This is a genomic window from Tardiphaga sp. 866_E4_N1_4 (genome assembly GCF_052076075.1).
Classification (GTDB): domain Bacteria; phylum Pseudomonadota; class Alphaproteobacteria; order Rhizobiales; family Xanthobacteraceae; genus Tardiphaga; species Tardiphaga robiniae.
Genome location: NZ_CP197242.1, coordinates 1,824,876 through 1,851,865 on the forward strand (window position 1 = coordinate 1,824,876; position 26,990 = coordinate 1,851,865).

At 62.5% G+C, this 26,990-nt stretch carries 25 protein-coding genes; 12 read left to right on the forward strand and 13 right to left on the reverse strand.

Translation table 11 applies throughout. The annotated features are described in order from the left end of the window. The first annotated feature begins 158 nt into the window (after positions 1–158). Together rpsD and AB8B20_RS09215 are read left to right on the forward strand one after the other, a co-directional pair. On the forward strand, positions 159–776 hold the full coding sequence (gene rpsD, locus AB8B20_RS09210; protein WP_089265666.1) for a 30S ribosomal protein S4: 618 nt from the start codon (positions 159–161) through the stop codon (positions 774–776). A 247-nt stretch (positions 777–1,023) separates the two neighbouring features. Then, complete coding sequence (locus AB8B20_RS09215) at positions 1,024–2,091, forward strand: threonine aldolase family protein (RefSeq protein WP_439072341.1); 1,068 nt, start codon at positions 1,024–1,026, stop codon at positions 2,089–2,091. A 158-nt stretch (positions 2,092–2,249) separates the two neighbouring features. Here the strand turns inward: AB8B20_RS09215 and AB8B20_RS09220 are convergent, their stop codons facing one another. Genes AB8B20_RS09220 through grxD form a run of 4 tightly spaced genes read right to left on the reverse strand, consistent with a single transcriptional unit; the run spans position 2,250 to position 5,733 of the window. Then, positions 2,250–3,530, reverse strand: coding sequence for a serine hydrolase domain-containing protein (locus AB8B20_RS09220; protein ID WP_439072342.1), 1,281 nt, complete (start codon positions 3,528–3,530; stop codon positions 2,250–2,252). Beyond that, positions 3,511–4,809, reverse strand: a complete 1,299-nt coding sequence (locus tag AB8B20_RS09225; RefSeq protein ID WP_439072343.1) for a serine hydrolase domain-containing protein — start codon at positions 4,807–4,809, stop codon at positions 3,511–3,513. The genes AB8B20_RS09220 and AB8B20_RS09225 overlap by 20 nt, the downstream gene beginning before the upstream one ends. A gap of 46 nt (positions 4,810–4,855) precedes the next feature. Continuing rightward, on the reverse strand, positions 4,856–5,398 hold the full coding sequence (locus AB8B20_RS09230) for an O-acetyl-ADP-ribose deacetylase (RefSeq protein WP_439073052.1): 543 nt from the start codon (positions 5,396–5,398) through the stop codon (positions 4,856–4,858). Continuing rightward, a complete protein-coding gene (grxD, locus tag AB8B20_RS09235) occupies positions 5,398–5,733 on the reverse strand; it encodes a Grx4 family monothiol glutaredoxin (RefSeq protein ID WP_068736311.1) in 336 nt (111 codons plus the stop codon). Before grxD ends, AB8B20_RS09230 begins: the two co-directional genes overlap by 1 nt. A 359-nt stretch (positions 5,734–6,092) precedes the next feature. On the opposite strand from grxD, the gene egtB reads away from it, so the two are divergent. Then, on the forward strand, positions 6,093–7,328 hold the full coding sequence (gene egtB / locus AB8B20_RS09240) for an ergothioneine biosynthesis protein EgtB (protein WP_439073053.1): 1,236 nt from the start codon (positions 6,093–6,095) through the stop codon (positions 7,326–7,328). A gap of 43 nt (positions 7,329–7,371) precedes the next feature. Next, complete coding sequence (egtD, locus tag AB8B20_RS09245) at positions 7,372–8,337, forward strand: L-histidine N(alpha)-methyltransferase (protein WP_089265017.1); 966 nt, start codon at positions 7,372–7,374, stop codon at positions 8,335–8,337. A 113-nt stretch (positions 8,338–8,450) separates the two neighbouring features. On the opposite strand, the gene AB8B20_RS09250 is transcribed toward egtD, so the two are convergent. Further along, entirely contained in the window at positions 8,451–8,810 is a 360-nt protein-coding gene (locus AB8B20_RS09250) for an endonuclease domain-containing protein (protein ID WP_439072344.1), read from the reverse strand. A gap of 64 nt (positions 8,811–8,874) precedes the next feature. Next, entirely contained in the window at positions 8,875–9,111 is a 237-nt protein-coding gene (locus AB8B20_RS09255; protein WP_068735968.1) for a BolA family protein, read from the reverse strand. Between the two features lie 181 nt (positions 9,112–9,292). Here AB8B20_RS09255 and AB8B20_RS09260 point away from each other — a divergent pair, with 181 nt between their 5' ends. The 3 genes from AB8B20_RS09260 to AB8B20_RS09270 all read left to right on the forward strand — a co-directional run bounded on the left by AB8B20_RS09260 (position 9,293) and on the right by AB8B20_RS09270 (position 11,957). Then, a complete protein-coding gene (locus AB8B20_RS09260; protein WP_093756475.1) occupies positions 9,293–9,655 on the forward strand; it encodes a DUF427 domain-containing protein in 363 nt (120 codons plus the stop codon). 109 nt (positions 9,656–9,764) lie between these two features. Further along, entirely contained in the window at positions 9,765–10,937 is a 1,173-nt protein-coding gene (locus AB8B20_RS09265) for an acyltransferase family protein (RefSeq protein WP_439072345.1), read from the forward strand. Between the two features lie 60 nt (positions 10,938–10,997). Next, the gene (locus AB8B20_RS09270; protein ID WP_439072346.1) at positions 10,998–11,957 is read left to right on the forward strand and encodes a 2-hydroxyacid dehydrogenase; all 960 of its coding nucleotides are present in this window, start codon (positions 10,998–11,000) and stop codon (positions 11,955–11,957) included. Between the two features lie 175 nt (positions 11,958–12,132). Here the strand turns inward: AB8B20_RS09270 and purL are convergent, their stop codons facing one another. Further along, positions 12,133–14,340, reverse strand: coding sequence for a phosphoribosylformylglycinamidine synthase subunit PurL (gene purL, locus AB8B20_RS09275; protein ID WP_439064376.1), 2,208 nt, complete (start codon positions 14,338–14,340; stop codon positions 12,133–12,135). 222 nt (positions 14,341–14,562) lie between these two features. On the opposite strand from purL, the gene AB8B20_RS09280 reads away from it, so the two are divergent. The 4 genes from AB8B20_RS09280 to AB8B20_RS09295 all read left to right on the forward strand — a co-directional run bounded on the left by AB8B20_RS09280 (position 14,563) and on the right by AB8B20_RS09295 (position 18,202). Continuing rightward, positions 14,563–15,042 (forward strand): PaaI family thioesterase, encoded by a 480-nt coding sequence (locus tag AB8B20_RS09280; protein WP_371419948.1) that lies wholly within the window; start codon positions 14,563–14,565, stop codon positions 15,040–15,042. Between the two features lie 68 nt (positions 15,043–15,110). After that, positions 15,111–15,986, forward strand: coding sequence for a helix-turn-helix domain-containing protein (locus AB8B20_RS09285; protein WP_439072347.1), 876 nt, complete (start codon positions 15,111–15,113; stop codon positions 15,984–15,986). Between the two features lie 114 nt (positions 15,987–16,100). Continuing rightward, positions 16,101–17,009 carry a PhzF family phenazine biosynthesis protein gene (locus AB8B20_RS09290; protein ID WP_439072348.1) on the forward strand — a complete coding sequence of 303 codons (909 nt, stop codon included), beginning with the start codon at positions 16,101–16,103 and terminating at the stop codon, positions 17,007–17,009. Next, the gene (locus AB8B20_RS09295; RefSeq protein ID WP_439072349.1) at positions 17,006–18,202 is read left to right on the forward strand and encodes a serine hydrolase domain-containing protein; all 1,197 of its coding nucleotides are present in this window, start codon (positions 17,006–17,008) and stop codon (positions 18,200–18,202) included. Before AB8B20_RS09290 ends, AB8B20_RS09295 begins: the two co-directional genes overlap by 4 nt. Before the next feature lie 69 nt (positions 18,203–18,271). Here the strand turns inward: AB8B20_RS09295 and catC are convergent, their stop codons facing one another. From catC to AB8B20_RS09315, 4 genes are all read right to left on the reverse strand, one after another. After that, positions 18,272–18,562, reverse strand: coding sequence for a muconolactone Delta-isomerase (gene catC / locus AB8B20_RS09300; RefSeq protein WP_093756482.1), 291 nt, complete (start codon positions 18,560–18,562; stop codon positions 18,272–18,274). 3 nt (positions 18,563–18,565) lie between these two features. Then, positions 18,566–19,741 carry a muconate/chloromuconate family cycloisomerase gene (locus AB8B20_RS09305; RefSeq protein ID WP_439072350.1) on the reverse strand — a complete coding sequence of 392 codons (1,176 nt, stop codon included), beginning with the start codon at positions 19,739–19,741 and terminating at the stop codon, positions 18,566–18,568. Positions 19,742–19,833: 92 nt separating this feature from the next. Next, positions 19,834–21,039, reverse strand: a complete 1,206-nt coding sequence (locus AB8B20_RS09310) for an ABC transporter substrate-binding protein (RefSeq protein WP_439072351.1) — start codon at positions 21,037–21,039, stop codon at positions 19,834–19,836. 93 nt (positions 21,040–21,132) lie between these two features. Continuing rightward, positions 21,133–22,131, reverse strand: a complete 999-nt coding sequence (locus AB8B20_RS09315; RefSeq protein ID WP_184518396.1) for a Bug family tripartite tricarboxylate transporter substrate binding protein — start codon at positions 22,129–22,131, stop codon at positions 21,133–21,135. 145 nt (positions 22,132–22,276) lie between these two features. On the opposite strand from AB8B20_RS09315, the gene AB8B20_RS09320 reads away from it, so the two are divergent. Next, entirely contained in the window at positions 22,277–23,173 is an 897-nt protein-coding gene (locus AB8B20_RS09320; protein WP_439072352.1) for a LysR substrate-binding domain-containing protein, read from the forward strand. Positions 23,174–23,249: 76 nt separating this feature from the next. On the opposite strand, the gene AB8B20_RS09325 is transcribed toward AB8B20_RS09320, so the two are convergent. After that, positions 23,250–25,301 (reverse strand): DUF1217 domain-containing protein, encoded by a 2,052-nt coding sequence (locus AB8B20_RS09325; RefSeq protein ID WP_439072353.1) that lies wholly within the window; start codon positions 25,299–25,301, stop codon positions 23,250–23,252. A 144-nt stretch (positions 25,302–25,445) separates the two neighbouring features. Continuing rightward, positions 25,446–26,990 (reverse strand): L,D-transpeptidase, encoded by a 1,545-nt coding sequence (locus AB8B20_RS09330; RefSeq protein WP_439072354.1) that lies wholly within the window; start codon positions 26,988–26,990, stop codon positions 25,446–25,448.

Below are 26,990 nucleotides of genomic sequence, written 5' to 3' on the forward strand. Positions count from 1 at the left end.
GCGGGCCGTTTTCGGCCCGCGAAGCGTTTCGCACCCGTGGTTCTCCACCCAGCTTTGGGAATGAACCTGTCGGTGCCGAGATTTTCCAGACTCTGGACTGATCACGGTACACAGGAGGGCGCGTCTCCTCACATTGACCATTGAACATCGAGGACGCGATGACAAAGCGTAGTGAAGCTAAATATAAAATCGACCGCCGTATGGGCCAGAACATTTGGGGTCGTCCCAAGTCTCCGGTCAACAAGCGTGAATACGGCCCCGGCCAGCACGGCCAGCGCCGCAAGGGCAAGCTCTCCGACTTCGGCACGCAGCTGCGCGCCAAGCAGAAGCTGAAGGGCTATTACGCCAACATCTCCGAGCGCCAGTTCCACTCCATCTATGTGGAAGCCGGACGTCTCAAGGGCGACACCGGTGAAAACCTGATCGGCCTGCTCGAGCGCCGCCTCGACACCGTCGTGTATCGCGCCAAGTTCGTCGCCACCATGTTTGCGGCCCGTCAGTTCATCAACCACGGCCACATCAAGGTGAACGGCAAGCGCGTCAACATCGCGAGCTATCTCGTGAAGGTTGGCGACGTCATCGAGATCAAGGAATCCTCCAAGCAGCTCGCTTTCGTTCTGGAAGCCAGCCAGCTCGGCGAACGCGACACCCCAGATTACGTCGAAACCGACCACAGCAAGATGACCGCCAAGTTCATCCGCATTCCGCAGCTGTCGGACGTTCCTTTCGCCGTGCAGATGGAACCGCATCTGATCGTCGAATTCTATTCGCGCTAATTTCTAACAGCGCAGACAAGATCAAGGCCCCGGATTTTCCGGGGCCTTTTTTGTTTGGCCTCTGTCCCATCAGCCGTCATTGCGAGGTCAAGGAAAGTTGCATGCAACTTTCCCCTTAGCGTAGCGACGAAGCAATCCAGCCTTCGCTCGTTCACTCTGGATTGCTTCGCTCAGCAAAATCGCAAGACGATTTTGCGGGCTCGCAATGACGGGGTAGCTTGTGGTGTGTAATAACGTGGAATTCCCAATGCCCTTCACCCCTGCTCGCCCCGATCCGTCACAGCCGCCGGTTCGCATCAACCTTCTGTCCGACACACAGACGAAGCCCACGCCCGCGATGCGCGCGGCGATGGCTGCGGCAGATGTCGGCGATGAGCAGGTCGGCGACGATCCCACCGTCAACGCGCTCTGCGACCGCGTCGCCGAACTGCTCGGCAAGGAAGCCGCCGTGTTCATGCCATCGGGTACCATGTGCAATGTCGCCGGCCTGCTGGCGCATTGCCGGCCCGGCGACGAGATCCTCGCGCATCGCACCGCGCATATCCTCTCGCGCGAGGGCGGCACCCATGCCGCTCTTGGCGGCTTCCAGATTACCGGGCTCGACGGCGCCGACGGCAAATTCACACCCGACGCACTGCGCGCCGCATTGCATCCGCGCACGCGCTACGAGGCAGCGCAGACCGTGGTCAGCGTCGAACAGACTGCCAATATCGGCGGCGGCACCATCTGGTCGAAATCCGATCTCGAAGCGATCGTCACCATCGCGCGTGACCGCGGCCTTGCTACGCATATGGATGGCGCGCGACTGATGAATGCCTGCGTCGCCACCGGTATCGGTGCGAGCAGGATGTCCGACGGCTGGGACTCGGTGTGGATCGATTTCAGTAAGGGGCTCGGCGCGCCGATCGGAGCCGTGCTCGCCGGCACGCGCGACTACATTGATGCAGTGTGGCGCTGGAAGCAGGGATTGGGCGGCTCGATGCGCCAGGCCGGCATCGTTGCCGCCGCCTGCATCCACGCGCTGGACCATCACGTCGAGCGCCTCGCTGACGATCACGCCAATGCGCACGCGCTGGCGCGCGGACTGGCCCAGATCGACGGGATCGCCGTGCAGCAGCCGGAGACCAATCTCGTCTTCTTCGATCCCGCGGGCGCAGGCATTAGCGGTGCAAACATGGTGAAAGCCTTGCGCGCGAAAGGCGTGCTGCTCGCCACCATGGACGGCCGCATCCGCGCCTGCACGCATCTGGATGTCAGTGCGGACATGATCGGGGAAACGCTGGGGTTGATCAGGGACGTGGTGCGCGGGATTTAACCTCTCCCCGCTCGCGGGGAGAGGTCGGGTTGCGAGCGAAGCGAGCAATCCGGGTGAGGGGGAGCCAGCGAGTAAAACACTGGCTCCCCCTCACCCGTCGCGGACTACGTCCGCGCCACCCTCTCCCCGCAAGCGGGGCGAGGGAGCTACAGTGCTCGTTACTCCAGCGCCTCGGCGATGATCTTCCGCACGTCCACCTCCATCCGCACCCGCTGCGACGGCGATTGCGCCATCACCAGCACGAACATGTCGTTCTTCGGATCGACCCAGAAGAACGTGCCGCCAACACCGTCCCAGCGATATTCGCCGACCGGGCCGGGCTCGCTCGCGAGCTCTTTCGTCCGCACCGCGAAGCCGAGGCCGAAGCCGCTGCCAGCGCCCGGGAAATAATAGTAATCGCGCTTCACGCCGCTCTGCGGACCGACGTGATCGCGCGTCATCTCTGCCACTGTTTCCGGTTTGAGATAGCGCTTGCCGTCCAGCGTGCCGCCGTTGAGCAGCATCTGCAGGAAGCGCGCGTAATCCGCCGCTGTGCCGACCAGGCCGGAGCCCCCCGCCTCCCATTGCATGACCTCGGCGGGATCGTGCATACCGACCACCGGCCCGACCATGCGGTCTCCCGGGAACGGCTCGGCGACACGCGAGCGCCGTTCGCCATCGGTGATGTAGAACGAGGTGTCCCGCATCCCCAATGGACCGAACAGCCGTTCCTCCAGGAAATGATAGAGCGACTGGCCGGATACGACTTCGATGACGCGGCCGAGAATGTCGGTGGAATGGCCATAGTCCCACAGCGTGCCGGGCTGCTCGGCGAGCGGAAGCTGTGCGATGCGGTCGGCCCAGGAGGCGTTGTCCCAGTCGCGGCCGAAGATATCGAGCTGCGCATAACGTTTCCGCGCGGGATCGTCGCCATAGAAACCGTAGGTGATGCCCGATGTGTGCGTGAGCAAATCGGCGATGGTGATCGGCCGCTGCAGCGGCACGAGGCCGAATGTGGCGTGTTCGTCGCCGCCTTTGACGTCAACGCCCACCTTCGCCTTCGCGAAGGTCGGAATATATTTCGCAACGGGATCGTCGAGGCGCAGCTTGCCATCCTCGACCAGCATCATCGCGGCCACCGAGGTGATCGGTTTCGACATCGAATATAGCCGGAAGATCGCATCCCTGGTCATCGGATGCCCGCTGTCGAGATTGCCGAACGTATCGAAATAAACCGGCTTGCCGTGCTGTTGCACCAGCACCACCGCGCCCGGAATCTTTCGCTCCGCGACCATGTCGAGAAAGTAGCGATCGAGCGCCAGCAGTTTTTCGGCGGAGAGTTCGCGCGCAACGGATTGCGGCTTTTCGGCCCGGGCCGGCGGCGAAGGCACGATAACGGTGCCGACGCAGCAGAGCGTCAGCAGCAGGAGTACGGCGCGCCTATTTCTCCAGCGCTTCATAGACCAACAGCTTCAAAGACCTTTGAATGCGCTGTCGTTCCGACGGCGTCTGCTCGAGCAGGATGAAGAAGAAATCCTGTTTGGGATCGATGATGAAATAGCAACCGCTGGCGCCGTCCCATTTCAGTTCGCCGAGCGATCCCGGCGGCGGCGGCTTGGCATTGCCGGGATCGGTGCGCACGGCAAAGCCGTAACCGAAACCGAAACCGTCCCCGGGGAAATACAGATAGTCACGACCGACCCCGGAATCCTTGCCGATATGATCGGTGGTCATATCCTTGAACGTGGCCGCGCTCATGAAGCGCTTGCCATCATATTCGCCGCCGTTCAGCAGCATCTGCGCGAACTTGGTGTAATCCGCCAGCGTCGACACCATGCCGCCGCTGCCGGATTCCCATTTCTGATAGGTGTCGGGACGGCCCTGTCGTCCGGTGCGGAAATCGCGATCCCAGGCCATCGGCTTGGCGAGCATGACCTCCTTCGACTTCTCCTTCACGAAGAAGCCGGTGTCCTTCATGCCCAGCGGTCCGAGAAAAGCCTGCTCCTCGTAACCGAGCAGCGACTTGCCGGTGACGACTTCGACCACGCGGCCGAGAATGTCGGTGGAGTGGCCGTAGTCCCACATGGTGCCCGGCTGGTGCTCGAGCGGCAGTTGCGCGATGCGGTCGGCGAATTCCTTGTTGTCGAAATCGCCGCTGTAGATATCGGCATTGCCATAGGCGCGGCGCACCAGGCTCTCGCCATAGAAACCGTAGGTGATGCCGGACGTGTGCAGCAGCAGGTCGCGGATCGTCACCGGGCGATCGGGCGCGACGATGTCCAGCACCTTCTCGCCATTCTCCAGCTTCTTCTCGACGCCGACCTTGGCCTTGGCGAAAGACGGAATGTAGTGCGAGACGGGATCGTCGAGCTTCAGCTTGCCCTGATCGATCAGCATCATCGCTGCGAAGGACGTGATCGGCTTCGACATGGAATGCAGCCGGAAGATCGTATCATCCGTCATCGGCTGCTTGGTGTCGGGATCGCGGACGCCGAAGAATTCCTTGTAGACCGGCTTGCCATGCTGCTGGATCAGGACGATGGCACCAGGGATCTTGCCGTCGGCGATCTGCTTGCGGAAGAATTCGCCGATCTTGGCCAGCTTCTCCTGCGAGAATTTTGCGCCGGCGGGAATGTCGAAGGTGCCTTCGGCAGCAAAGCGATCCTGGGCGAGGACGGGCGATCCGGCGAGCAACAGCGCTCCGCAGAGCAGCGCGCGTAGTCTGTGCCGCATAGTCATCGCCGCTCCTTTTACCTGATCAAAGGAGTGTAACGGCGGGGCGCTCTCAGACAAGGGGAAGTGCGCGTGCGAGCGCGAGGCGATGCAGGTCCGCAGATGGCTCCGAAAAGCAGCAGAAGGTGACGGCCGTGACCACCGGTGCGTCTTTCAGCATCTGGATGACCGAGCCCACGGCGATGGGAGCCGCACGCGCGGCCGGAAAGCCATAGACACCGGTGGAGATGGCCGGAAACGCAACGGAGGCCAGGCCATGCGCCTGACACAACATCAGCGCCCGCCGGTAGCAGGACGCCAGCGCCTCATCCTCGCCGCTCCGGCCACCATGCCAGACGGGACCGACCGCGTGGATCACATGCGTGGCCGGTAATTTATAACCTTTGGTGATTTTGGCGTCGCCGGTCTCGCAACCCCTGAGGGTGCGGCATTCAGCGAGCAAGTCGGGGCCGGCAGCCCGATGGATGGCGCCGTCCACACCGCCGCCTCCGAGAAGCGACGAATTGGCCGCGTTGACGATCGCGTCAACGCGGAGAGTCGTGATGTCGGCCACGACGACGTCGAGCGTCGCCGCGCCTATTTGTCGACTTGAAATCAGGCCGAAGCCGGGGCGGCGATCACGCCCTTTTCGGCCAGCAGGCTCTGCAACTCGCCAGCCTGGAACATCTCGCGGATGATGTCGCAGCCGCCGACGAATTCGCCCTTCACATAGAGCTGCGGAATGGTCGGCCAGTTCGAATACGTCTTGATGCCGTCGCGCAGATCAGCGGATTCGAGAACGTTGAGGCCCTTGTAGCCGACACCCACGTGATCGAGGATCTGGACCACCTGGCCCGAGAAACCGCACTGCGGAAATTGCGGCGTGCCCTTCATGAACAGCACCACGTCGTTGGTCTTCACTTCGTTCTCGATGAATTGCTCAATGCTCATGTCACGTCCCTGTTCAAGGTCCAGATTCAAGGTCTGGAGTTGGCGGCCCAGCCATCGGGCGCTCGCCCGGTCAGACTTGTCATATATGTAGCCGAATCCGTTCCGCACCCCAAGTCTTATGGACGTGATCAAGAGCCTGAAATCACAGGCATTGGGGCTTATTGCCGGCCCGCCACGGTCACTTTTCCGCAGTTTTTGCCAAGTCCGGTCCGGCCAAAGATCATATGACGACAGGCCTTTTATAACCCATCGGATGACCTATTTAGGACAGGCTGCTCGGGAACCCATCACCAAGAGCAACGTTCTCTCCAAAATCGGAGACTTTCGTGACGAATCCAGCTTTCGCCAAGAGTTCAGGCATGAGTTCAGGCACCGCGTCCCCCGCCTCCGAATCCGCCCCCGCAGGCGCACTAGCCCAAAGACTGGGTGACGCCTTCCTGACGGTCCGCAACGAAACCGAACGCCGCGCCGCGCCGCTGTCCCCGGAAGACCAGTTGGTGCAGTCGATGCCCGACGCCAGCCCGGCGAAGTGGCACCGCGCCCATGTGACCTGGTTCTGGGAGCAATTCCTGCTCGGCGATCACGCCCCCGGCTACACGGTCTACCACCCCGATTACGCCTATCTGTTCAATTCCTATTACGTCTCCGCCGGCCCGCGCCACGCCCGCGCCCAGCGCGGTCACCTCACCCGCCCCGGCGCCGACGAAGTCACCACCTATCGCAAACATGTCGATGCGGCCGTCATCAAATTCTTCAACGAGACGTCAGACGAGAAACTGACTTCGCTGATCCCCCTCCTCGAAGTCGGCTTCAATCACGAGCAGCAGCATCAAGAGCTGATGCTCACCGACATCCTGCATGCCTTCGCGCAGAACCCGATCCCGCCGGCCTATGACTCTGATTGGCGCTTCCCGGCCTCGACCAGATCGGGCGATGCGTGGACCACGCTCACCGAAGGCATCCACACTATCGGTCATCAGAGCGAGAGCTTCCACTTCGACAACGAGAAGCCTGCGCATCGCGCGCTTGTCGGCCCCGTGAAGCTCGCACGCAATCTCGTCACCAACCGCGAATGGCTCGCCTTCATGGAGGCCGGCGGTTACGACGAAGCGACGCTGTGGCTGATGGATGGCTTCGCCACTGTGGCCCGCGAGGAATGGCAGGCGCCCGGTCACTGGCGCAAGGTCAACGGCGAGTGGCAGATCATGACCCTCGCCGGCTTGCAGCCGATAGATCTCGACGCGCCGGTGTGCCACGTCAGCTATTACGAATGTGACGCCTTTGCGCGCTGGAGCGGCAAGCATCTGCCCACCGAAATGGAATGGGAAGTCGCAGCGCGGGCCGGTCAGCTCAACGACGCCTTCGGCATCGTCTGGCAATGGACGCGCTCCGCTTACGCTGCCTATCCGGGCTACCGCGCCATCGAAGGCGCGCTCGGTGAATACAACGGCAAGTTCATGATCAATCAGCTGGTGCTGCGGGGCTCATCGCTGGCGACCCCGGACGATCACAGCCGCGTCACCTACCGCAATTTCTTCTATCCCCACCATCGCTGGCAATTCACGGGCCTGCGGCTGGCCGATTACGGCAACTGACTTCCTGACATCACGGCGCTTCGAAAGCGTTGAGGAGACTGACATGAACGTTCATGCCCCGTTGGCACTGTCGCTGCTGAATGCCTCGGCCTCCGCATTTGCCGCGGATGTCGCCGAAGCCCTGTCGCAGCACCCGAAAAAGCTGTCGCCGAAATACTTCTATGACGAAGCCGGCTCGGAGCTGTTCGAACAGATCACCAAATTGCCGGAATATTACCCGACCCGCACCGAGCTCGGCATCCTCCGCTCGCGTGGCAAGGACATCAACGCGATCATTCCGAAGAATGCCGCCTTGATCGAATTCGGCGCCGGCGCCACCACCAAGGTGCGGCTGCTGCTGGATGAATGCGACGTCGGCGCCTATGCGCCGGTCGATATCTCAGGCGACTTCCTGCAGGCGCAGGCAGCCGAGCTGCGCAAGGATTTCCCGGGCCTGAAGGTGCTGCCGGTGAATGCCGATTTCACCGCACCGTTCGACCTTCCGGCAGATATCCGGATGATGCCGAAGGTCGGCTTCTTCCCGGGCTCGACCCTCGGCAATTTCGAGCCGCACGAGGCCTGCGCCTTTCTGCGCTCGGCCCGCGCCATTCTCGGCAAGGACGCCTTGATGCTGATCGGCATCGATCTGGAGAAAGACGAGAAGCTGCTGCACGCGGCCTATAACGACGCGGCAGGGGTCACCGGCAAGTTCAACATGAATGTGCTGGTGCGTATCAACCGCGAACTCGGCGGCGATTTCGATCTCTCCGCCTTCACGCATCGCGCGATCTACAACAAGGAACGCCACCGCATCGAGATGCACCTGATCGCCAGGAAGCCGCAGACCGTGCATGTGCTCGGTCGCAGCTTCGCGTTCCGTGCCGGCGAGAGCATCCACACCGAGAGCAGCTACAAATACAGCATCGAGCGTTTTGCGACGCTGGCCCGCGGTTCGGGCTGGGAGCCGAAGGCGTCATGGACAGATGCGGACAAGCATTTCTCGGTGCACGCGCTGATGGCGGTGGAGTAGCCTTCTTAACCTCTCCCCGTCCTTTACGGGGAGAGGTCGGATCGCCCTTGCGATCCGGGTGAGGGGCCGGGCACACAATTCCAACGAAGGCATGTTCTCGGGTCGGGTCGGCTCTAATCCGCTGTTTGGCCATCTGCACGTAACGCCTGGTCGAGCAGCATCAGCACGCCGTCGATATTGGACAAGACGTCGTTATTCCAGAAACGCACCACGCCATAGCCTTCCGCCCGCAGATACGTGTCGCGAATTTCATCTCGTTTGGATTCTAGGTGTTGGCCGCCGTCGACCTCGATCACGAGGCGCTGTTCCCGACAAACGAAGTCGCAGATATAGGGGCCTATCGCTTCCAGCCGGGCAAATTTAAAACCGCCGACTTGCCGGTTGCGTATGCGATGCCAGAGCTTGGTCTCGGCATCGGTCTGGTTAGCGCGAAGTTTTCGCGAGATCTGAGTGCTACGAACACGACCTCGCATCGCCCCTCACCCGTCTTCGCTGCGCGAAGCCACCCTCTCCCCGCAAGAGCGGGGCGAGGGAAAACTACGCCTCCGGCACACCCGTCTGCAGCGCCAGCGCGTGCAGGACACCGCCCATCTGGCCTTTCAGCGACTGATAGACAATCTGGTGCTGGGCGACGCGGGATTTGCCGCGGAAGGATTCCGAAATCACGGTTGCCGCGTAATGGTCGCCGTCACCGGCCAGATCACGGATCGTCACCTGCGCGTCGGGAATCGCGGCCTTGATCATGGTCTCGATATCGCGGGCGTCCATCGGCATTAATCGGGTCTCCAGAAAGGTTCGAATCGCGGCCAGTCGGTGCCGCCTCGGATTGCGAGCCTATCGCGGCTGCCGCATGACGTCACGGCTTTCTAACGATAATCCCTCGCATGCCCCTTTTAAAGGCCGGAGGGATCGCACATCTGAAGAAGTGAAATATGACCGTCACAAGGGTTTAACCATGAAGCTTCCCGGCCCGGACCACCCGATCACCATTGCGCCCGCCGGCAAACACATCCGTGTTTCTGCCGGGGGCGTCGTGATCGCCGACACGACCAATGCCCTGAGCCTCAAGGAGGCCAGCTACCCCGCAGTGCTGTATATCCCCCGCGCGGACGCCAATATGGACGCGGTAGCGCGCACCGACCGTGTGACGCATTGCCCGTACAAGGGCGACGCGAATTATTACAGCATCAAGACCGGCGAGAAGGTTCTCGACAACGCGATCTGGACCTATGAGACGCCGTTTCCGGCGATGGCCGAGATCAAGGATTATCTCGCATTTTATCCAGACAAGGTGAAAATCGAGGAAGTACCTGCGTGATCCTCGGCTGATTGCCGAAGCGGCTTTCGACATTTATCATGACGGCGCGCATCACTGATGCGCCCGGCGACGCCTGTTGCGCGCGGAAGCGAGGGGGCTCGCCGTTCACATGTCGGACCGTAACGCTGCGCTCGATCGCGCCCGCACCTTTGTCACGCTGCTCGTGCTGGCGAACCACGCCGCGGTCGCTTACACCGCCTTCGGCCGCTATTACCCGAACCACTATTTGTGGTCGACGGCGCCGATCGTCGACAGCCAGCGCTGGATCGGCTTCAATATCCTGACGCTGTTCAACGACACCTTCTTCATGTGTCTGATGTTCATGCTGTCGGGCCTGTTCGTGTGGCCGAGCCTGAAGCGCAAGGGCATCGCCGACTTCCTGCGCGACCGCGCGCTGCGCCTCGGACTGCCCTTCCTGGCCATGATCTTCGTGCTGATGCCGATCGCCTATTATGCGTCGTTCAGCCTGTCGACGCACAAGACCGGCTTTTTCGAATTCTACGTCAACAATTTCAAACAAGGCCAATGGTTCGCCGGCCCCGGCTGGTTCATCTGGTATCTGTTGTTTCTCGATCTCGTCGCGATCCCGGTGTTCCTGTTCGCACCGCGACTGGTGGACGGCATCAACCGACTGTCGATCCGTGCCTTCGAACGACCGTGGTTGTTCGCCGCCGTGCTCGCCGTCATCGCCGTGATCTCCTATGTGCCCTTCCTGTTTACGGTCGGCGCTGTCCGCTGGTTCAGCTGGGGGCCGCTCCAGGTCCAGTTCAGCCGCATGGCGATCTATGGCGTGTTCTTCTTCGCCGGCATAGGCATCGGCGCCGCCAATATCGATCAGGGCCTGCTGGCCCGCACCGGCGCACTGGCGCGGCAATGGCTGTGGTGGACCATTGCCGCTGCCGCCTCCTTTGGCTCGCTCGCTTTTCTCGTCAATTTCCGCCGCATGAAGCTCGCCAATCTCACCGGCGCGCCGCCGTTCTGGTGGCAGTCGAGCTATGGCGTGATCTACGCGGTCGCCTGCACGCTGATCTGCCTCGCGGTGCTGGCGCTGTTCCTGCGCTTCGGCCAACGCGAGAAGAGCATCTTCGATCCGCTGCGCGGCGATGCCTATGGCATCTTCGTGCTGCACTACATCCCGATGCTGTGGCTGCAATATGCGCTGCTGAACGCGCCCCTCGGCGCCGGATCGAAAGCACTGATCGCCTTCGCGGGCACGCTGGCGGCGAGCTGGGCAGCGACAAGGGCGCTCCGCGCTATCCCGGGCGTAAAACGGATATTGTAATCCATTTCACGCCGCCCTTTTCCGACAACCGACATTGACAGTGATCTGCAGGAGACCAGCATGCGCGCGCGCAACGGCGACAAGGCGATCAATCTTCTTTTCAACGTCACGCCGGCGCTGTTCGAGGACTATCGCGAACCCATTATGGATGCCCTCCGGCGCCGGAGCATCGACGCGCGGGCCAGTCTCCTGGGTGACATTGCGCATCATGACGTGGACTACATCATCCACGCGACCGGTGGTCCCATCAGTGATTTCGCCCCTTTCAGCAATGCGCGCGCCGTATTGAGCCTTTGGGCCGGTGTCGAGAAGATCGTCGGCAACGCGACGCTGACGCAGCCGCTGTGCCGCATGGTCGATGACGGCCTACGGCAGGGCATGGTCGAATGGGTCGTCGGTCATACCCTGCGCTTGCATCTCGGGATGGACCGCTACGTCTGTGAAAAACCTCTGACATGGTCGCAGCATGTTCCGCCGCTTGCCACGGACCGATCGGTGACAGTGCTGGGTCTCGGCGAATTGGGATCGGCTGCAGCAACAGCACTTGTGCAACTCGGCTTTCGCGTCACCGGCTGGAGTCGGAGCCTGCGCGAGGTGCCGGGTGTCCGCTGCCTCGCAGGGATGGAGAAGCTGCCGCAAGCGCTGGCCGCGGCGGAAATCCTCGTGGGGCTTCTGCCCCAGACGCCGGAGACCATCGACCTCCTGAATGCCGAACGGCTCGCGCTTCTGCCCAAGGGAAGTTTCATCCTGAATGCCGGACGCGGCACGCTGATCGACGATGACGCCCTCATCGCAGCGCTCGACAGCGGACAGGTGGCCCAGGCCACGCTGGATGTCTTCCGCACCGAGCCCGTACCATCAGGCCATCGGTTCTGGTCGCATCCGGGGGTGACGATCTCGCCCCACATCGCAGCGGCAACACGTGTTGCCTCGGCCGCCGAAAACATCGCCGACAATATCGCGCGCGCGGAAAGCGGCACACCACTGATGAATTTGGTCGACCGGACGCTGAGCTACTGAGACGATTGCACGAACGCTCATGGCCTCCCTCCCCCAAGCGAAGCGCAGTGGGGAGGGTCGGCCGATAGGCCGGGGTGGGGTCTCCGCAAACGCCGTCGCTTGTGGCACCCCCACCCGTCCGGCCTTCGGCCGGCCACCCTCCCCGCAAGGGGGAGGGAAAAGATCAGCGCGCCTGTTACGACGCCTTGCCGCTCATATAGTTCGGCAGCCAGCTTTCATGCGCATGCACAAGCGCCTTGATATCGACGGCGCGTTCACCGGCAATGGCCACCGCATGGCCGCCGGTCTTGCCGATCTGTACGCAGGGCACGCCGACATTCTTCAGTTTCGACAGCACGGTCAGCAACTGATCTTCCGCGACAGTCACGATGTAGCGCGCCTGATCCTCACCGAACCACCAGGCATGCGGCACCGTCGATGACGGCGCGGCATCGAGCTTGGCGCCGATACCGGAAGCCATCGCCATTTCGGTGAGTGCCACCAAGAGACCGCCATCGGCGATGTCATGCACGGCGGTGGCGGTGCCCGCATGAATCATGCCGCGGACCACGTCGCCGTTGCGCTTTTCGGTGGCAAGATCGACCGGCGGCGGAGCGCCCTCTTCCTTGCCGCAGATGTCGCGCAGATAGACCGACTGGCCGAGCCAGCCCTTGGTTTCGCCGATCAGCAGGATCGCTTCGCCCGGCGCCTTGAACGCCAGCGTCGCGGACTTGGTGAAATCGTCGAGCACGCCGACGCCGCCGATCGACGGGGTCGGCAGGATGCCGCGGCCGTTGGTCTCGTTGTAAAGCGAGACATTGCCGGAGACGATCGGGAAATCCAGCGTGATGCAGGCTTCGGCGATGCCCTTCAGGCAGCCGACGAGCTGGCCCATGATTTCCGGCCGCTCCGGATTGCCGAAGTTGAGGTTGTCGGTGACTGCCAGCGGCTTGCCGCCCACAGCCGTGATGTTGCGCCAGGCTTCGGCGACGGCCTGCTTGCCGCCCTCGACCGGATCGGCCTCGCAATAGCGCGGCGTGACATCGACGGACATCGCCAGACCCTTGGGGCCGTCCTCGATGCGCACCACCGCGGCGTCGCCACCGGGGCGCTGCACGGTGTTGCCGAGAATGACGTGGTCATACTGCTCCCACACCCAGCGCTTCGAGCATAGTTCGGGCGTACCGATCAGCTTCTCCAGTGCATCCGGGATCGACGACGGCGCGGCGATGTCGCGCGCATGGACCACCGGCAGTGCCGGCGACGGCACATGCGGACGATCGTAGAGCGGCGCTTCGTCGCCGAGTTCCTTGATCGGCAGATCAGCCATCACCTTGCCGCCATGCTTCACGACGAAGCGCAGCGTTGGCGTGGTGTAGCCGACGATGGCGAAGTCGAGTCCCCACTTCCGGAAGATATCCTCGGCCTGCTTTTCCTTCTCGGGCTTCAGCACCATGAGCATGCGCTCCTGGCTCTCCGAGAGCATCATCTCGTAAGCGGTCATACCCTCTTCGCGCGTCGGCACCGCGTCGAGATTGAGCTCAACGCCGAGGTCGCCCTTGGCGCCCATCTCGACGGCAGAGCACGTCAGACCTGCAGCGCCCATGTCCTGGATCGCGATGACGCAATCGGCGGCCATGATTTCGAGACAGGCTTCCAGCAGCAGCTTCTCGGCGAAGGGATCGCCGACCTGCACAGTCGGGCGCTTCTCCTCGGAATCCTCGTCGAACTCGGCAGAGGCCATCGACGCGCCGTGAATGCCGTCGCGGCCCGTTTTGGAGCCGAGATAGACGATCGGCATGTTCACGCCGGATGCCGCAGCGAGGAAGATCTTGTCGGCATCGGCGAGACCGACGGCCATCGCGTTGACGAGGTTGTTGCCGTCATAGCGGGTGTGGAAACGCGTCTGCCCACCGACGGTGGGCACGCCGAACGAATTGCCGTAGCCGCCGACACCGGCGACGACGCCCGACACGAGATGGCGGGTCTTCGGATGTTCCGGCGCACCGAACGACAGCGCGTTCAAACAGGCGATCGGACGCGCGCCCATGGTGAAGACGTCGCGCAGGATGCCGCCGACACCTGTGGTCGCGCCCTGATAGGGCTCGATATAGCTCGGGTGGTTGTGGCTCTCCATCTTGAACACGATGGCCTGATTGTCACCGATATCGATCACGCCGGCATTCTCGCCCGGCCCCTGCAGCACCCACGGCGCCTTGGTCGGCAGCCCCTTCAAATGGATACGCGAGGATTTGTACGAGCAATGCTCGTTCCACATCGCCGAGAAGATGCCGAGCTCGGTGAAAGTCGGCTCCCGCCCGATCAGCTTGAGAATGCGCTCATACTCGTCGGGCTTGAGGCCGTGGGAAGCGACGAGTTCGGGAGTGATCTTTGGCTCGGTCATGGGGTCTCTTGGCTCTGTAAGGCTTCTTCATAGGGAGATCGGAGCATGCGGAAAAGGCCTATTCCGGCCCGTTCCCCGCATGTCCCAAGCTTTGCCCGGGCAACGCCCGAACTGCTCGAAAAACAGCCTGCATAAGGCCCTGCGCCGGCGCCGGATTGCGCCCGCCGGATGGATCGGATTTAACACTTTTCGCAGCCAATCCAAGGAGTTCAGACCGTGAATGTGCCCGCCGATGCCACCATCCCGTTCCATGCCGACGCCTATACCGCGACGGAGGGGGAATTTGCGGGCTGGACCACCTGGAAGCGGGATTCTTTCGAATCGGTCTCCGGCCCGTTCTGGCACAAGGTCGAGGCCGACGGCTCCGTCCGCTGCGCCTTCCGGGTCGAGAAAAAGCACCTCAACGGCATGAAAAACGTCCATGGCGGCTGCTTCATGACCTTCGCCGATTATTGCCTGTTCGCGCTGGCCTCCCGCGAGCTGCAGGGCCCCGGCATCACCGTCTCGTTCGGCTGCGAATTCCTCGATGCGGCCCGCGAAGGCGAGCTGGTCGAATGCCACGGCGAAATGACCCGGATCGGCGGCTCATTGATCTTCCTGCGCGGAATCCTGAAAGCCGGTGAGCGTTCGCTGCTGACCTTCTCGGGCACCATCAAGCGCGTGAAGAAGCGCCCGAAGCCCGCGGCCATCGCGGCGGAGTAAGCCGGGCGTCGATTGGCGGGCATTGGCGCACCCTGCTAGGTTCGTCGACAACACATGTGGGCCCGAACATGCTGAGTTCATTCGAACGGCTACGTCATCCGGCAAACGCAGATCTCCTGATCGCCGCGGACGACGAGCATGCGGCTGTCGCCGGCCGCGGCGATTACGCCATGCCGTGGCACTGGCATGACTGCCTGATGTTCATCCTGCCGAGCCGCGGAACGATCGAGCTCAAGCACGAAGCCGGGCGCGAAGGTAGCTGGCTGTCGCAGGACCGGTTCGCGATCGTTCCGCCGAACCAGGCGCATGAGACGCGCGCGGGTATCGGCGCGCATAGCCATGTCGCGATCTACGCAACCGGCTCGGTCCTGAAGCGCCTCGAAAGAGAGAACGGCTCGCTGAGCGAATTCCGCCGCAGGACATCAACGACCCGGCTGTTTCGCCGGTCAGACAGACTGCGCGCCCTGCAGGCGCTGCTGGTCGGGGATGGCAGGCATGCCTATGGCAATGCCCATGTCCGACACGAACTGTCCTCCGCCCTGCTCGTTCAGTGCATCGCCGAGGCTTTGACCGGCGATGCCGTATCCAGTGCCTCACATCGCGAACACGGCATGACATTGGTCGCGGAGCTGAGGGACTATCTCACCCTTCATGCCGACCGGGATGTTCCGCTCGACGCCCTGGAAGAACGGTTCGGCGTTTCGCGGCGTCACATCACCCGACTGTTCCGCGCGGGGACCGGCGCGTCGATCGGCGAATTCCAGCAACGTGTCCGCCTCGACAATGCAAGCGAGCTGTTGAAGGCAACCGATCTCCCGATCGGCGAGATCGCGCTCCGCGTCGGCTTCGACAGCGGTGCGGCGCTGGCCCATGCGATGCGCCGGGCAGACGGCCAATCGCCAAGCGAAATCCGCAAGCGCATGGCCCGGCCGATCAAAATCTAGGGCCCGCTGGAACGCGCGCCGCAGGAATATCCCCCGTAGCTTGGCACCGGTGAATTCCGTGCAGCGCTGGCTGACGTGCAGTGCGAACGCGCGAGGCTGCTAGAGGGTGCAAACATGATGACGACATCTCCCGAACCGCAGGTTCGATTTGTCAGTGTCTTTGCGGCAGGCCCGCAGGGCGGCAATCCCGCACCTATCGTCGTCGATGCTGCAGGGATGAGTGATGCAGAGATGCAGCAGGTCGCGCGTACCTACGGTCACGAGAGCGGATTTGTATTGCCGCCTCCGCCAGGCTCCGACTGCGATTTCGAATTTCGCTTCTGGGTGCCCAATCATGAGATGTCCATGTGCGGCCACGCCACCGTCGGCGCGACATGGCTGCTTCAACGGCTCGGCCGGCTGCAGCGCGATCGGATTACGATCCTGACAAAGAGCGGCCGCGTCCATGCGCGGATCGGCCAATCAGACGAACAGAATATTTCGGTCGAGGTCTCACAGCCTGCGGGTGTCATCGAGCCGCTTCCCGATACGCCCCGAAGCGTCGATGACATTCTCGACGTCCTCGGGATCGGTGCCGACTGCCTCGCGCCGTTCCCGATCCAGAATGCACGCACCAGCCGGATCAAGACCCTCATTCCTTTGAAGAGTGTATCCATCCTCGATGGCCTGAAGCCTGACTTCTCGCGGATGGAGCGCCTGTGCAATGGCATCGACTCCACTGGTCTCTATCCCTATGCCGTGTCCGATCAGGACAACCAGATCGTCGACGCCCGCCAATTCCCGAGCTCGTCGGGATATCCGGAAGACGCCGCGACGGGCATCGCAGCCTCCGCTTTGTCATTCGGTCTCCTCGCGAACCGGATCGTGGACGCGTCGGAACGCCAGATCACCATTCGCCAGGGACGCGCCATGAATCGCCCCTCCGCCATCAAGGTGCGCTTCAGCTTCGATGACGGCGATCTCAACGGCTGCTGGCTCGGCGGCGCCGTTCAGCCGACCGAATGCGAGAAGATTGCGTCATGACGGGCAAAGGACAGCCCTCGGCGTTCGAAGCCGACTATGGCTTTGCGCGAAGCGACGTTCGTCTCGATAACTGGCGGCAGGCGCCCTGGAATGTCTGGGCATTCCGTCACGTGTCCGAACTCATTCCGACGGCACGCATCGCAGCGACGCCGGGACTGATCGAGGATCCGTCCGTCGACGCCGGAGATCTCATCAAGCAGGCTTTTTCCACCGATGGAGAAACCGCGACGATCGAAGACGTTCTGCGCAGCACTTCGACCGATGCCCTCATCGTGATGAAATCCGGCCGTGTCGTTGCAGATTACCATGCGCCGAATTTCACGGCGCAATCGCGGCACATTCTGTTCTCCGCGAGCAAGTCGGTGACATCAATCGTCGCGGGAATTTTATACAGCGACGGCCTGATCGATTTCGACGAGACCGTCGCGCACTACGTTCCCGAACTCAAATCCTCCGCTTTTGCAGATGCGCAGATACGCGATGTCCTTGACATGCGGGTGAGCCTGGATTTCGAGGAAACCTATCAGGATCCCCGCGGCGATTTCGCGCGGTACCGCCGCGCCGGCCTGCTCGAGCCGTCGGTGCCGGGAGATACTCCGGACTCACTGATCGCCTTCCTCGCTACGCTGCAAAAGGGCACCGGCGATCACGGAGGTCCCTTTCACTACTGCTCGCCGAATTCGGACGTGCTGGGTCTGGTGATCGAACGCACCTCGGGCCAGCGTTTCGCCGACTTTGCCGCTGCGCGTTTGTGGGAGCCGCTCGGCGCGGGGCAGGATGCCTATATTACGGTCGATGCGATCGGCAGCGCCCGGACCGGCGGTGGCTTCTGCATGACCCCGCGCGACCTCGCGCGCATCGGCGAGATGATGCGACTGGGCGGCATCGCCAACGGCCGCCGGATCGTCGCACAGGACTGGGTGTCGGATACGATCACGAACGGCTCCGCCGAAGCCTGGCGCGCGGGCAAGTTCGTCGACTGGCTGCCGGAAGGCCGCTATCGCAACAAATGGTACCAGACGGGCGATGCGAGCGGCGCGTTCTTCGCGCTCGGCATTCACGGGCAATATCTCTACGTGAATCCGCGCGCCGAAATGGTCGTCGCGAAATTCTCATCCCAACCGGAGCCGGTGAACAACGATCTAAAGCGCCTCAACCTCGCGCTGTTCGATGCGCTCGCGAGATTGTGCTGATGAAGCTGCCGCGTGAGCCGTCCGTCGCCGCAATGTTGCGATTTGTCGTTGGCGGAGTCGGATCCGCGCCTAGCTGTCGTCCGAGCGAACGGACGACGGATGCCGGCACAAGGGTGTCACGCTGACGCGCATGAAGGGGAAGAGCGGCAATGTCGACAGAATGTCGTGCAGCGCCTCATTGCTCGCCACATCGAAAATACTGACATTGGCGTAACGTCCGGCGACCCGCCAGAGATGGCGCCACTCGCCCGTCTTTTGCAGCTCCTGCGCGCGTTCACGCTCGGTCTTTTTCAGTTGCTCAACCACCTCGGGGGCGAGACCGGGCGGGATCTGAACGTCCATCTCCACCTGAAAAAGCATCGATCAAACTCCTGTTGTTGCGCCGGCCGGCTGAATGCGCGGCGCGTAACCATCGCGGCGGAAGAATGCGACGCGGTCCATATCCAGTTCGACGCCGATGCCGGGCGCCGTCGGCACCTGCAACACGAAGTCGCCATAACGCAGCGGCGTCGCGAGAATTTCCTCGGTCAGAAGCAGCGGGCCGAACAGTTCGGTGCCCCATGCGAGTTTCGGCAGCACGGAAAAAACCTGGGCCGACGCCGCGGTGCCGACACCGCCTTCCAGCATCGTGCCGCCATACAGGCCGAGACCCGCGGCATCGCCGATCGCAGCCATCTTCACGGCATCGTACAGGCCGCCAGCCTGATTGATCTTCAGGGCGAACACGTCCGCGGCACCGCGCGCCGCGATGTCGAAGGCATCCGTCGTGCCATGCAGCGCCTCATCCGCCATGATGGGTACGGCATAGCGACCGCTGATACGGGCCTGCGCCCCGCGATTGTCGCGCGACAAAGGCTGCTCGATGAGATCCACGCCGGCCGCCTCCAAGGCGGGAATGCCGCGCCGTGCCTCGGGCTCGCTCCAGGCCTGGTTGACGTCGACCCGCACGCTGGCGCGATCTCCGAGGGCGCGCTTGATGGCCGCCACATGCGCTACGTCGTCGTCTACCGAGCGGAGGCCGATCTTGAGCTTGAAGATATTGTGGCGGCGCGCGTCGAGCATCCGCTCGGCTTCCTCGATGTCGCGGCTGGTATCGCCGCTGGCCAGTGTCCAGGCCACCGGCAACGTGTCGTGCTGGCGCCCGCCCAGCAGCTCCGACACTGGCAGGCCCAGGCGCTTGCCGAGTGCGTCCAGCAGCGCCGTCTCCACCGCGCATTTGGCGAAGCGGTTGCCTTTGACCCGTCGCTTCACGTCGGCCATGAGCGCGGCAACGCGTGACGCATCCATGCCGATGATGGCCGGAGCGATGTAGGTGTCGACCGTCAGCTTGATGCCCTCGGGGCTCTCCTCGCCGTAGCTAAGGCCGCCAATGGTCGTCCCCTCGCCGATTCCGACCGTTCCGTCGGAGCAGCGGATGAGGACCAGAACCAGGGTCTGGCTGTTCATCGTATGCATCGACAATCGATGGGGGCGGATCGTCGGCACATCGACCAGGATGGTCTCGACCTCGTCGACGCGGACTGCCACGCTGGAGCTCATGAGGGGCATCTTCCTGTTGTCCATGGATGGGGCCTTGAACGGATCGCCGTCAGCTTCCCGGCGACCCGTCGCTTTGCCGTCTTCTGTGCGCGCTACTTCTTGATCAGCGGGCAGCGCGAAGCCGATAGCGGCTGGAACGCGTCGTCGCCGGAGACAGTCGCCAGCAGCTTGTAGTCGTCCCAGCGCGCCTTCGATTCCGACGGCTTCTTCACTTCGAACAGGTACATGTCGTGCACCATGCGGCCGTCCTCGCGGATCCGGCCGTTCTTCGCAAACATGTCGTTGATCGGCGTGTCCTTCATGACCTTCATCACGGCCGCTGAATCGGTGGTGCCCGCCTTCTTCACCGCGTTCAGATAGGTCGTGACGGAGGAATAGACACCCGCCTGCGCCGACGTCGGCGCGCGCTTGGTCCGCTCCATGAAACGCTTCGCGAATGCGCGCGTTTCATCGTTGAGATCCCAATAGAACGCCTCCGCCAGCAACAGGCCCTGCGCGGTCTCAAGTCCGACGCTGTCGATGTCGGAAATGAAGGCCAGCAAGGGCGACAGCTTCTGTCCGGACTGGGTCAGGCCGAACTCGGCGGCCTGCTTGATCGCGTTGATGGTGTCGCCACCTGCATTGGCCAGACCGATCACGCTTGCCTTGGTGCTCTGCGCCTGGAGCAGGAACGACGAAAAATCCGAGGTGTTGATCGGGTGCTTCACGCTGCCGACCACCTTGCCGCCCGCCTTGGTGACGATGTTCGAGGTGTCGCGCTCCAGTTCCTGGCCGAATGCGTAGTCGGCCGTGAGGAAGAACCAGCTATTGAGGCCGCGCTTCACCGTGGCAAGGCCGGTGACGCTGGCCAGTGCGTAGGTGTCATAGGTGTAGTGAACGATGTAGGGACCGCACGCCTCATTGGTCAGCCTGACCGCGCCGGGACCATTGAACATGATAATCTTGCCGCGCGTTCTGGCCATTTCCGCCGCAGCCAGCGCCGTGGCAGAGCCAGCCACATCGACGATCGCCTCGACATTCTGGTTGTCGATCATCTCGCGGGTGAAATTCGCGGCCAGATCGGACTTGTTGAGATGGTCGGCGACCACGATCTGGACCTTGCGCCCGAGAACCTCGCCGCCGAAATCCTCAACGGCCATCTTGGCTGCAGTCTCGCTGCCTGGCCCGGTAATGTCGGCAAACAGGCCGGACATATCGAGGACGGCCCCCAGTTTCAGCGGCCCGTTGCTCTGTGCCATGGCAGCCGAAGTGGTGACGAGCATGACCGATGCCGTCAGGCCTGAAAGTAGCTTCTTCACATCATTCTCCATGAGCGCTCTCACCCCGAGCGCTCGTCTATCGCTTGATATTCGTTGGTAGTCGCTCGCCCTATGGGCGTCGGACGTCTGTCGTCACTGGCTGCCGCGAATGCCTGCGGTCTCGACGATCTGCTTCCATTTGGCGCTCTCCTGCGCCAGATGCGCAGCAAGTTCCTGGGGCGACGACGCGATGACGCGCCCGCTGACATCGGCGAAACGCTTCTGCACGTCGGGATCTGCCAGGACCTTGCGGATATCGCCGCTGATGCGCTCCGCCAGCGCCGGCGGCATCTGGCCCGGACCAAAAATGGCCCACCAGTTGGCAAGTTCGAAGCCCGGCAGACCGGATTCGCTGATCGTCGGCACGTCAGGCAGTGCGGCGATGCGCTCCTTGGTGGTGACGGCAATGGCGCGAAGGCTGCCACCCTGCACCTGCGGAAGCGCCGTCGAGGCGTTGTCGAACATCAGGTCGATCCGGCCGGCCATCAGATCCGTCAGGGCCGGCGACGAGCCGCGATAGGGAACGTGGGTCATCTCGACCTTGGCCTGCTGCCGGAACACTTCCGCCGCCAGATGCAGGGAAGAACCCACGCCGGCAGAGCCATAGGTGGCGCCGCCCGATGTCGCCTTTTCTTTCGCAAAGGCGATCAGATCCTTGATGTTCTTGATCGGCGATGAGGGCGGCACAAGCACCACGTTCGGCGTCTCGAGCGCCAGCGTCAGCGGTGTCAGATCCTTCACGGGATCGTAAGGCATCGACTTGAAAAGCCACGGATTAACGGCCACGGCGATCGACGCGAGCACCAGCGTGTAGCCATCGGGGGCACTCTTGGCGGCCGCATTGATGCCGATATTCGATCCGGCCCCGCCCCTGTTTTCGACGACGACTTGCTGGCCCCAGGTCTGGCTCAACTTTTCCGCAATCGTGCGGCCGATGATGTCGGCGGCACCGCCGGCGGCGAAGGGAACGATCAACTGGACCGGCTTGGTTGGATAGTCCTGCGCCGTCGCACGGTTTGCGCCCAGGGCGATACAGCAAGCCGCCACCGCGGCGTGGGTCGCCCGGGCAAGTAAGGTGCGTCGTGACAGCATGAAAGAGCCTCCCAGTCGGTTCTTATGTTTCGACGGCCGCACAAAAGCGTGCCGGCCAGGTCCGATATTGACAAACACTGGCACGGGACGCGTGATAGGCCAACACAGTCAAAACTATAGATGCGATAGAAGATTGTAATCGGCTATGGATCCCAGACGTCTCGGCTATTTTCTGGCAATCGCGACCCACAAGCGCATGGCGAAGGCTGCGGAAGCCCTCGGCGTCGCCCAGCCAACGCTGTCGCAGCAGATACGTGCCCTCGAACAGGATCTCGGCACCGTTCTGTTCAACCGGACGCCCCAGGGCATGCAACTGACCGAGACAGGGCATGCACTGCGCGAGCATGCACAACGTCTGATGGTTCAGACCGAAGCGGCGCGCACGGCGATAGCCGAGCTGGAGGGCGGCATGGCCGGCACGCTGCGTGTCGGCGTCATCTACACCTACAGCACGACATTCCTGCCGAAGATCATCGGCAGCTTCGGCGAGAAATATCCTGAGGTTCGGCTCAGCGTAGAGGTCGGCTCCGCAAACGATGTCGAGCGACGCATCCTGTCCGGAGATCTCGATCTCGCGATTGCTTTCGCGCCGCCGCAGCACGCGGAATTGGGCGTCGACCTGTTGTTCGAGGAACGGCTCGTCCTGGTGCTTGCGAAGTCACAAAGTCAATCACGGCAACAGTCGATCACGCTGCCTGAACTCGCCCGCCGCCCGTTGGCACTTTTGACCCCCGCCTTTGCGACCCGCCGCATTCTCGACCAGTCACTGCCGCCCGATATACAGCTCGACGTGCGCGTCGAGATGAACTCGGTCGAGGCCTTGATCGAACTCGCGAAATCGGGAGGGCTGCCGACGGTTCTTGCCGACCGAAGCCTGAACGCCCGAAAGGACCTCGCGATCATTCCGATCGGGCCTCCGTGGATACGCCGTTCCGGAGCCTTGCTGTGGGATGCCCATCGCTACCAGACAGCGGCCGCGCGCGCTTTCATGGCGATCGCCCGCAAGACGACCAAAAGCGCACAGACCATTCGCGCGTCATAGCGAACAATCGTGGACATCGGCATGGCGCGAGGAGCGCTGGCTGATGGCACCGCGCGCGTCGATGCGATCAGGCCGCTCAGCGTCCCAGGCGAGCAATAGCCTGGAACGTGGATTCACCGATCCCAACGCCGGAGCCCTGCAGCAGAGAAAGCGCTGGTGACGTCTCCGTGGTGCCGTTCTTCAGGTCATACATCGCAGAGAAGCGGCCGAGCAGCTTTGTCAGCTTGGCCGGATCCTTGAGATCGCTCAGTTTGAGATACTTCTCCACCACCTTGGCCTGCTGGTCGACATCCATGGCGCCCACCGAGTCCGGCAGGTTGAACGTGGTCCGGAACACTTCACCCAGCGCCTTGTCGGCCAGGAGGTCGTAGACTGACGTGATGCTCGGCGCCTTGCGCTGGAAATAGAGCGCCAGACGCACACCCGGATTGACCTCGCCTTGTTGGGTTTCCAGGTTCTGCTGCAGATAATTGTTCTGCGTCTTCAGGAGCTGACCGCGTGTCTGCGGGCCGACCGGAGCCAGGCGTGCGATGTTGCCGTTCTTGTCGAAATTGAACGACGCCGCGATTTCCGCAAAGCGGGGATCGCTTTGCTTGCTGGCGAAACTGCGTGGATCCGACAGGTCGGAATTGAAGATCTGCTTGAGAAAATCGGTGCTGACCTTCTCGGGTTGCAGGCCTTTTGAGGTCAGGACGATATCGATCATCTTCCGATTGGCGAGCAGATCGGACACGCTCTCGATGTCCGGGATCGTGTTCTGGTAATAGACCGCATCCTTCTCGGCCTTGGCGCGGAGCCCGGCCAGTTCGGTCTCACCAGCAAATCGCGTTTGCGCGATGATGTAGTCCTTCGCGATCTGCCTCACATTGGTGGTGTCCTGGGCCACCAGCGACGTCGTCAGATTGCCCTTGCTGTCGAAATTGAACGCGCGCGCGAGCGCGATATAGCGATCGTCCTTGGTCATATTGGCGTAACTCTTGGGATCGGTCGGATCGCTCTTGAGAACCGCCTTGATGGTGGCTTGCGAGACTTTGTCGGGGTCGAGCCCGACTGCCTTCAGCGCATAGTTATACAAGTTCGGCGTTTTCACGAACACGTCGACCGACCGCACATTCGCAACATTCGCGCGGAACAGCCTGGCCATCAGAGCCGAATTCTCATCATCCGCCGCAAGATAGGCTGCGCCCTGACTGTTGACGAAAAACGCGTTCGTACTGTCACGATCGGCCGTGGTCTGCGCGTCGACACCGGCCGGCAGCGTCCCGTCAGGCGAGAACTCGAAGGCCCGCGCGATATCGAGATAACGCCCGATCATGGTGAGGCCGTCATTGGCGCTGATGATATCGCCACTATTTTTCAGAACCCTGCGCTGTTCCATCACGATCTTTGACCGGAGATCGTTGAGATTGGCACCGGGCTGCGCCAGTTGCGTCATGTAGTCGGCGATCTTCAGATTGGCGTCGGCGATCTCGGTATTGGCCTTGGTGACCTTGTCATTGAGGACAGTGACCTGCGGCACCCAGACAGTGTTCACATAGCTGTTCGGGTCCGCCACGTCACTGCTCAGGACTTGCCGGATCGTGTCACGCGACCATTGCGAGTCACTGATCCCGAAGGCCGAAAACACATAAGTGCGCAGGCGGTCGTCATTCAGCAATTCGTCGGCGCTGCGAATGCTGCCGATCTTGCTGTTGTAATAGCCGGTCTGGTCGTCGATCGCGTCGACCTGTTTTTTCACCGCGGCCGAATACAGGCCGACCATCTCGTCGGTCTGACTGGCCGATTGTGCAACATAGGTCCCGGTGCCATTGAAGGAAAACGCCGCGGCAAATTCGCGGTAGCGCTTGTCGTTCAGCCGGTTGGCGAAGCTGTTGGCATCGGACAGATTGCTCTCGAGCACCTTGCGCATGAAGGCCTTGGCATAGGCCATATCTTCCAGCCCATAGGCCTTCGTCGCATACTGATAGAGACGATAGTCTTTCATCAGATCGTCGACGGTCTTCACCTTGCCGATATTATCCCGGTAATAAGCGGCTTCGCGCGTCACGCCCGCCTGCTGGGAGATCATGGTCAGGGACTGCCTGACATTGCGCTGGACGGACGTGTAGCCGAGATATGTCGACACCATGGAAACACCTATCGCTGGTTTACACCACGATACCGCCCCTGGGTTGTCTGAAGCTGGCCGGCTTCGCCCTCGTTGGTAGCCGGACCGGACGCAAACGCTCGCGGACTGACTGTCAGCGCAAGGAGGTCCGTGCCCTGGCGCGACCTACCACCAGCCGGTTTGCGGCTGGCGCTGATACGGCGCGACCCTGCGGCGAGCCTGCACGGGCGCGGGGTCCGCATTCCAGCGCTGGAAGAACGAGCCAAAGCCATCGCCATCCGCATCGTCGCTGCTCGCCATGAGATCGGCAGGTGGCGTCGGCTTGCGCGTAATGAAACCACCCTGGGGCTGATTACTCAGCACTGCGACGAATTCGGTGCGATAGTTGGTCTCGGTGCTGAGCGGCTCGTCGGAGATCACGATCGACGAGCGTGGCAATGCGGTCGCTCCGATCCGGTCGAGCACTTCCTGCGGAATGGTGATGCGGTCGAGGGCGGCCTTCGCGCTATCGCCTTCGTCGATCGTGACGGCGCTCCAGCGCAGGCCTGCGTCGTTCCGGGCCATTGCCGTAAACACATGCGTGCCGATCGGCCTGCCGGGTTCGCGGATGGTGATGGGAACTTCGATGCTTGAATCGAATACTTCGCCGCCGCCGTCCGGCGCCGGCTTGTGCGTGTTGCGCCGGACGTAAAGCATCTGCGTCTCGCGGCTGATATAGATCGAGACCGGCTCCAGCGCGAGTTTCGCATCGCTCGCTGCCTTGGCAGTGGCAACCTTTTTGGTCTCGGCCGCCTTGGCGGCGTCCTTCGCGGCGGCCGCGGCATCGAGCTTCGACGCCGTATCGGCCTTTGCGGTTTCGAATTGCGCCCCAAGCTCCGCGGCCCTGGCGGCGGCCTTCTGCTTTACGTCCTCCGCCCGTGCCTTGGCCTCATCGGTCTTTGCCGCAACGACGGCCTTGTCTGCGGATGCAAGCTCGACATCGGAGCGCGCCTTCAGCGATTGCAGCTTGCGCAGGGCTGCCGGCAGCGGCTTCGTCTCGCGCGCCGAGGTCGCTGCGAGTTTCTTCGTCGCGTCCGCGGCAGCAGCGGCCTCCGCAGCCTCGCGGGCGAGCACCTCGACACGGCCCGGAGCAGCGGCGATGGCTTCCGCTTTCGGCATCAGAAGCGCCGGATGGGAGAACTCAACGGGCGCCGCGTCATTCGGCGAGATGATCACCCGCATCCCGATCCGCGTCTTGTCGAACAACCTGTCCGCGAAGCCGTAGGGCATCCGCACGCATCCGTGCGATGCGGCATAGCCGGGCAGCGGCCCGCCATGCAGTGCGACGCCGTTCCATGTGATCCGCTGCATGTTCGGCATGGCAGCATCGTCATACATGTTGGAACGATGGTCCTTGTTCTTCTCAAGAACGGCAAAGACGCCTGCCGGCGTCTCACGACCGGACACCCCGGTCGAGACCGGCGCACGCGTAATCCAGCCATCGGCGTCGTAGAACGTGACCTGCTGGCTCTTGATCGACACGATCGCCATCATCGGCTCGCCTGCTTCGCGCGGCGCAGTCGCCTCGACGACGCGGGCGGGACGCGCCTGCTTTGCGGCGGCTCCGGCCGCCGGAGCGGCCACCGCAATCATTGCTGCCAACACCACGACGGGAGATATCCAGTACCGCATCCCGACGTTGGGTTGCGCCGTCGCCAATCGATTTGCCAT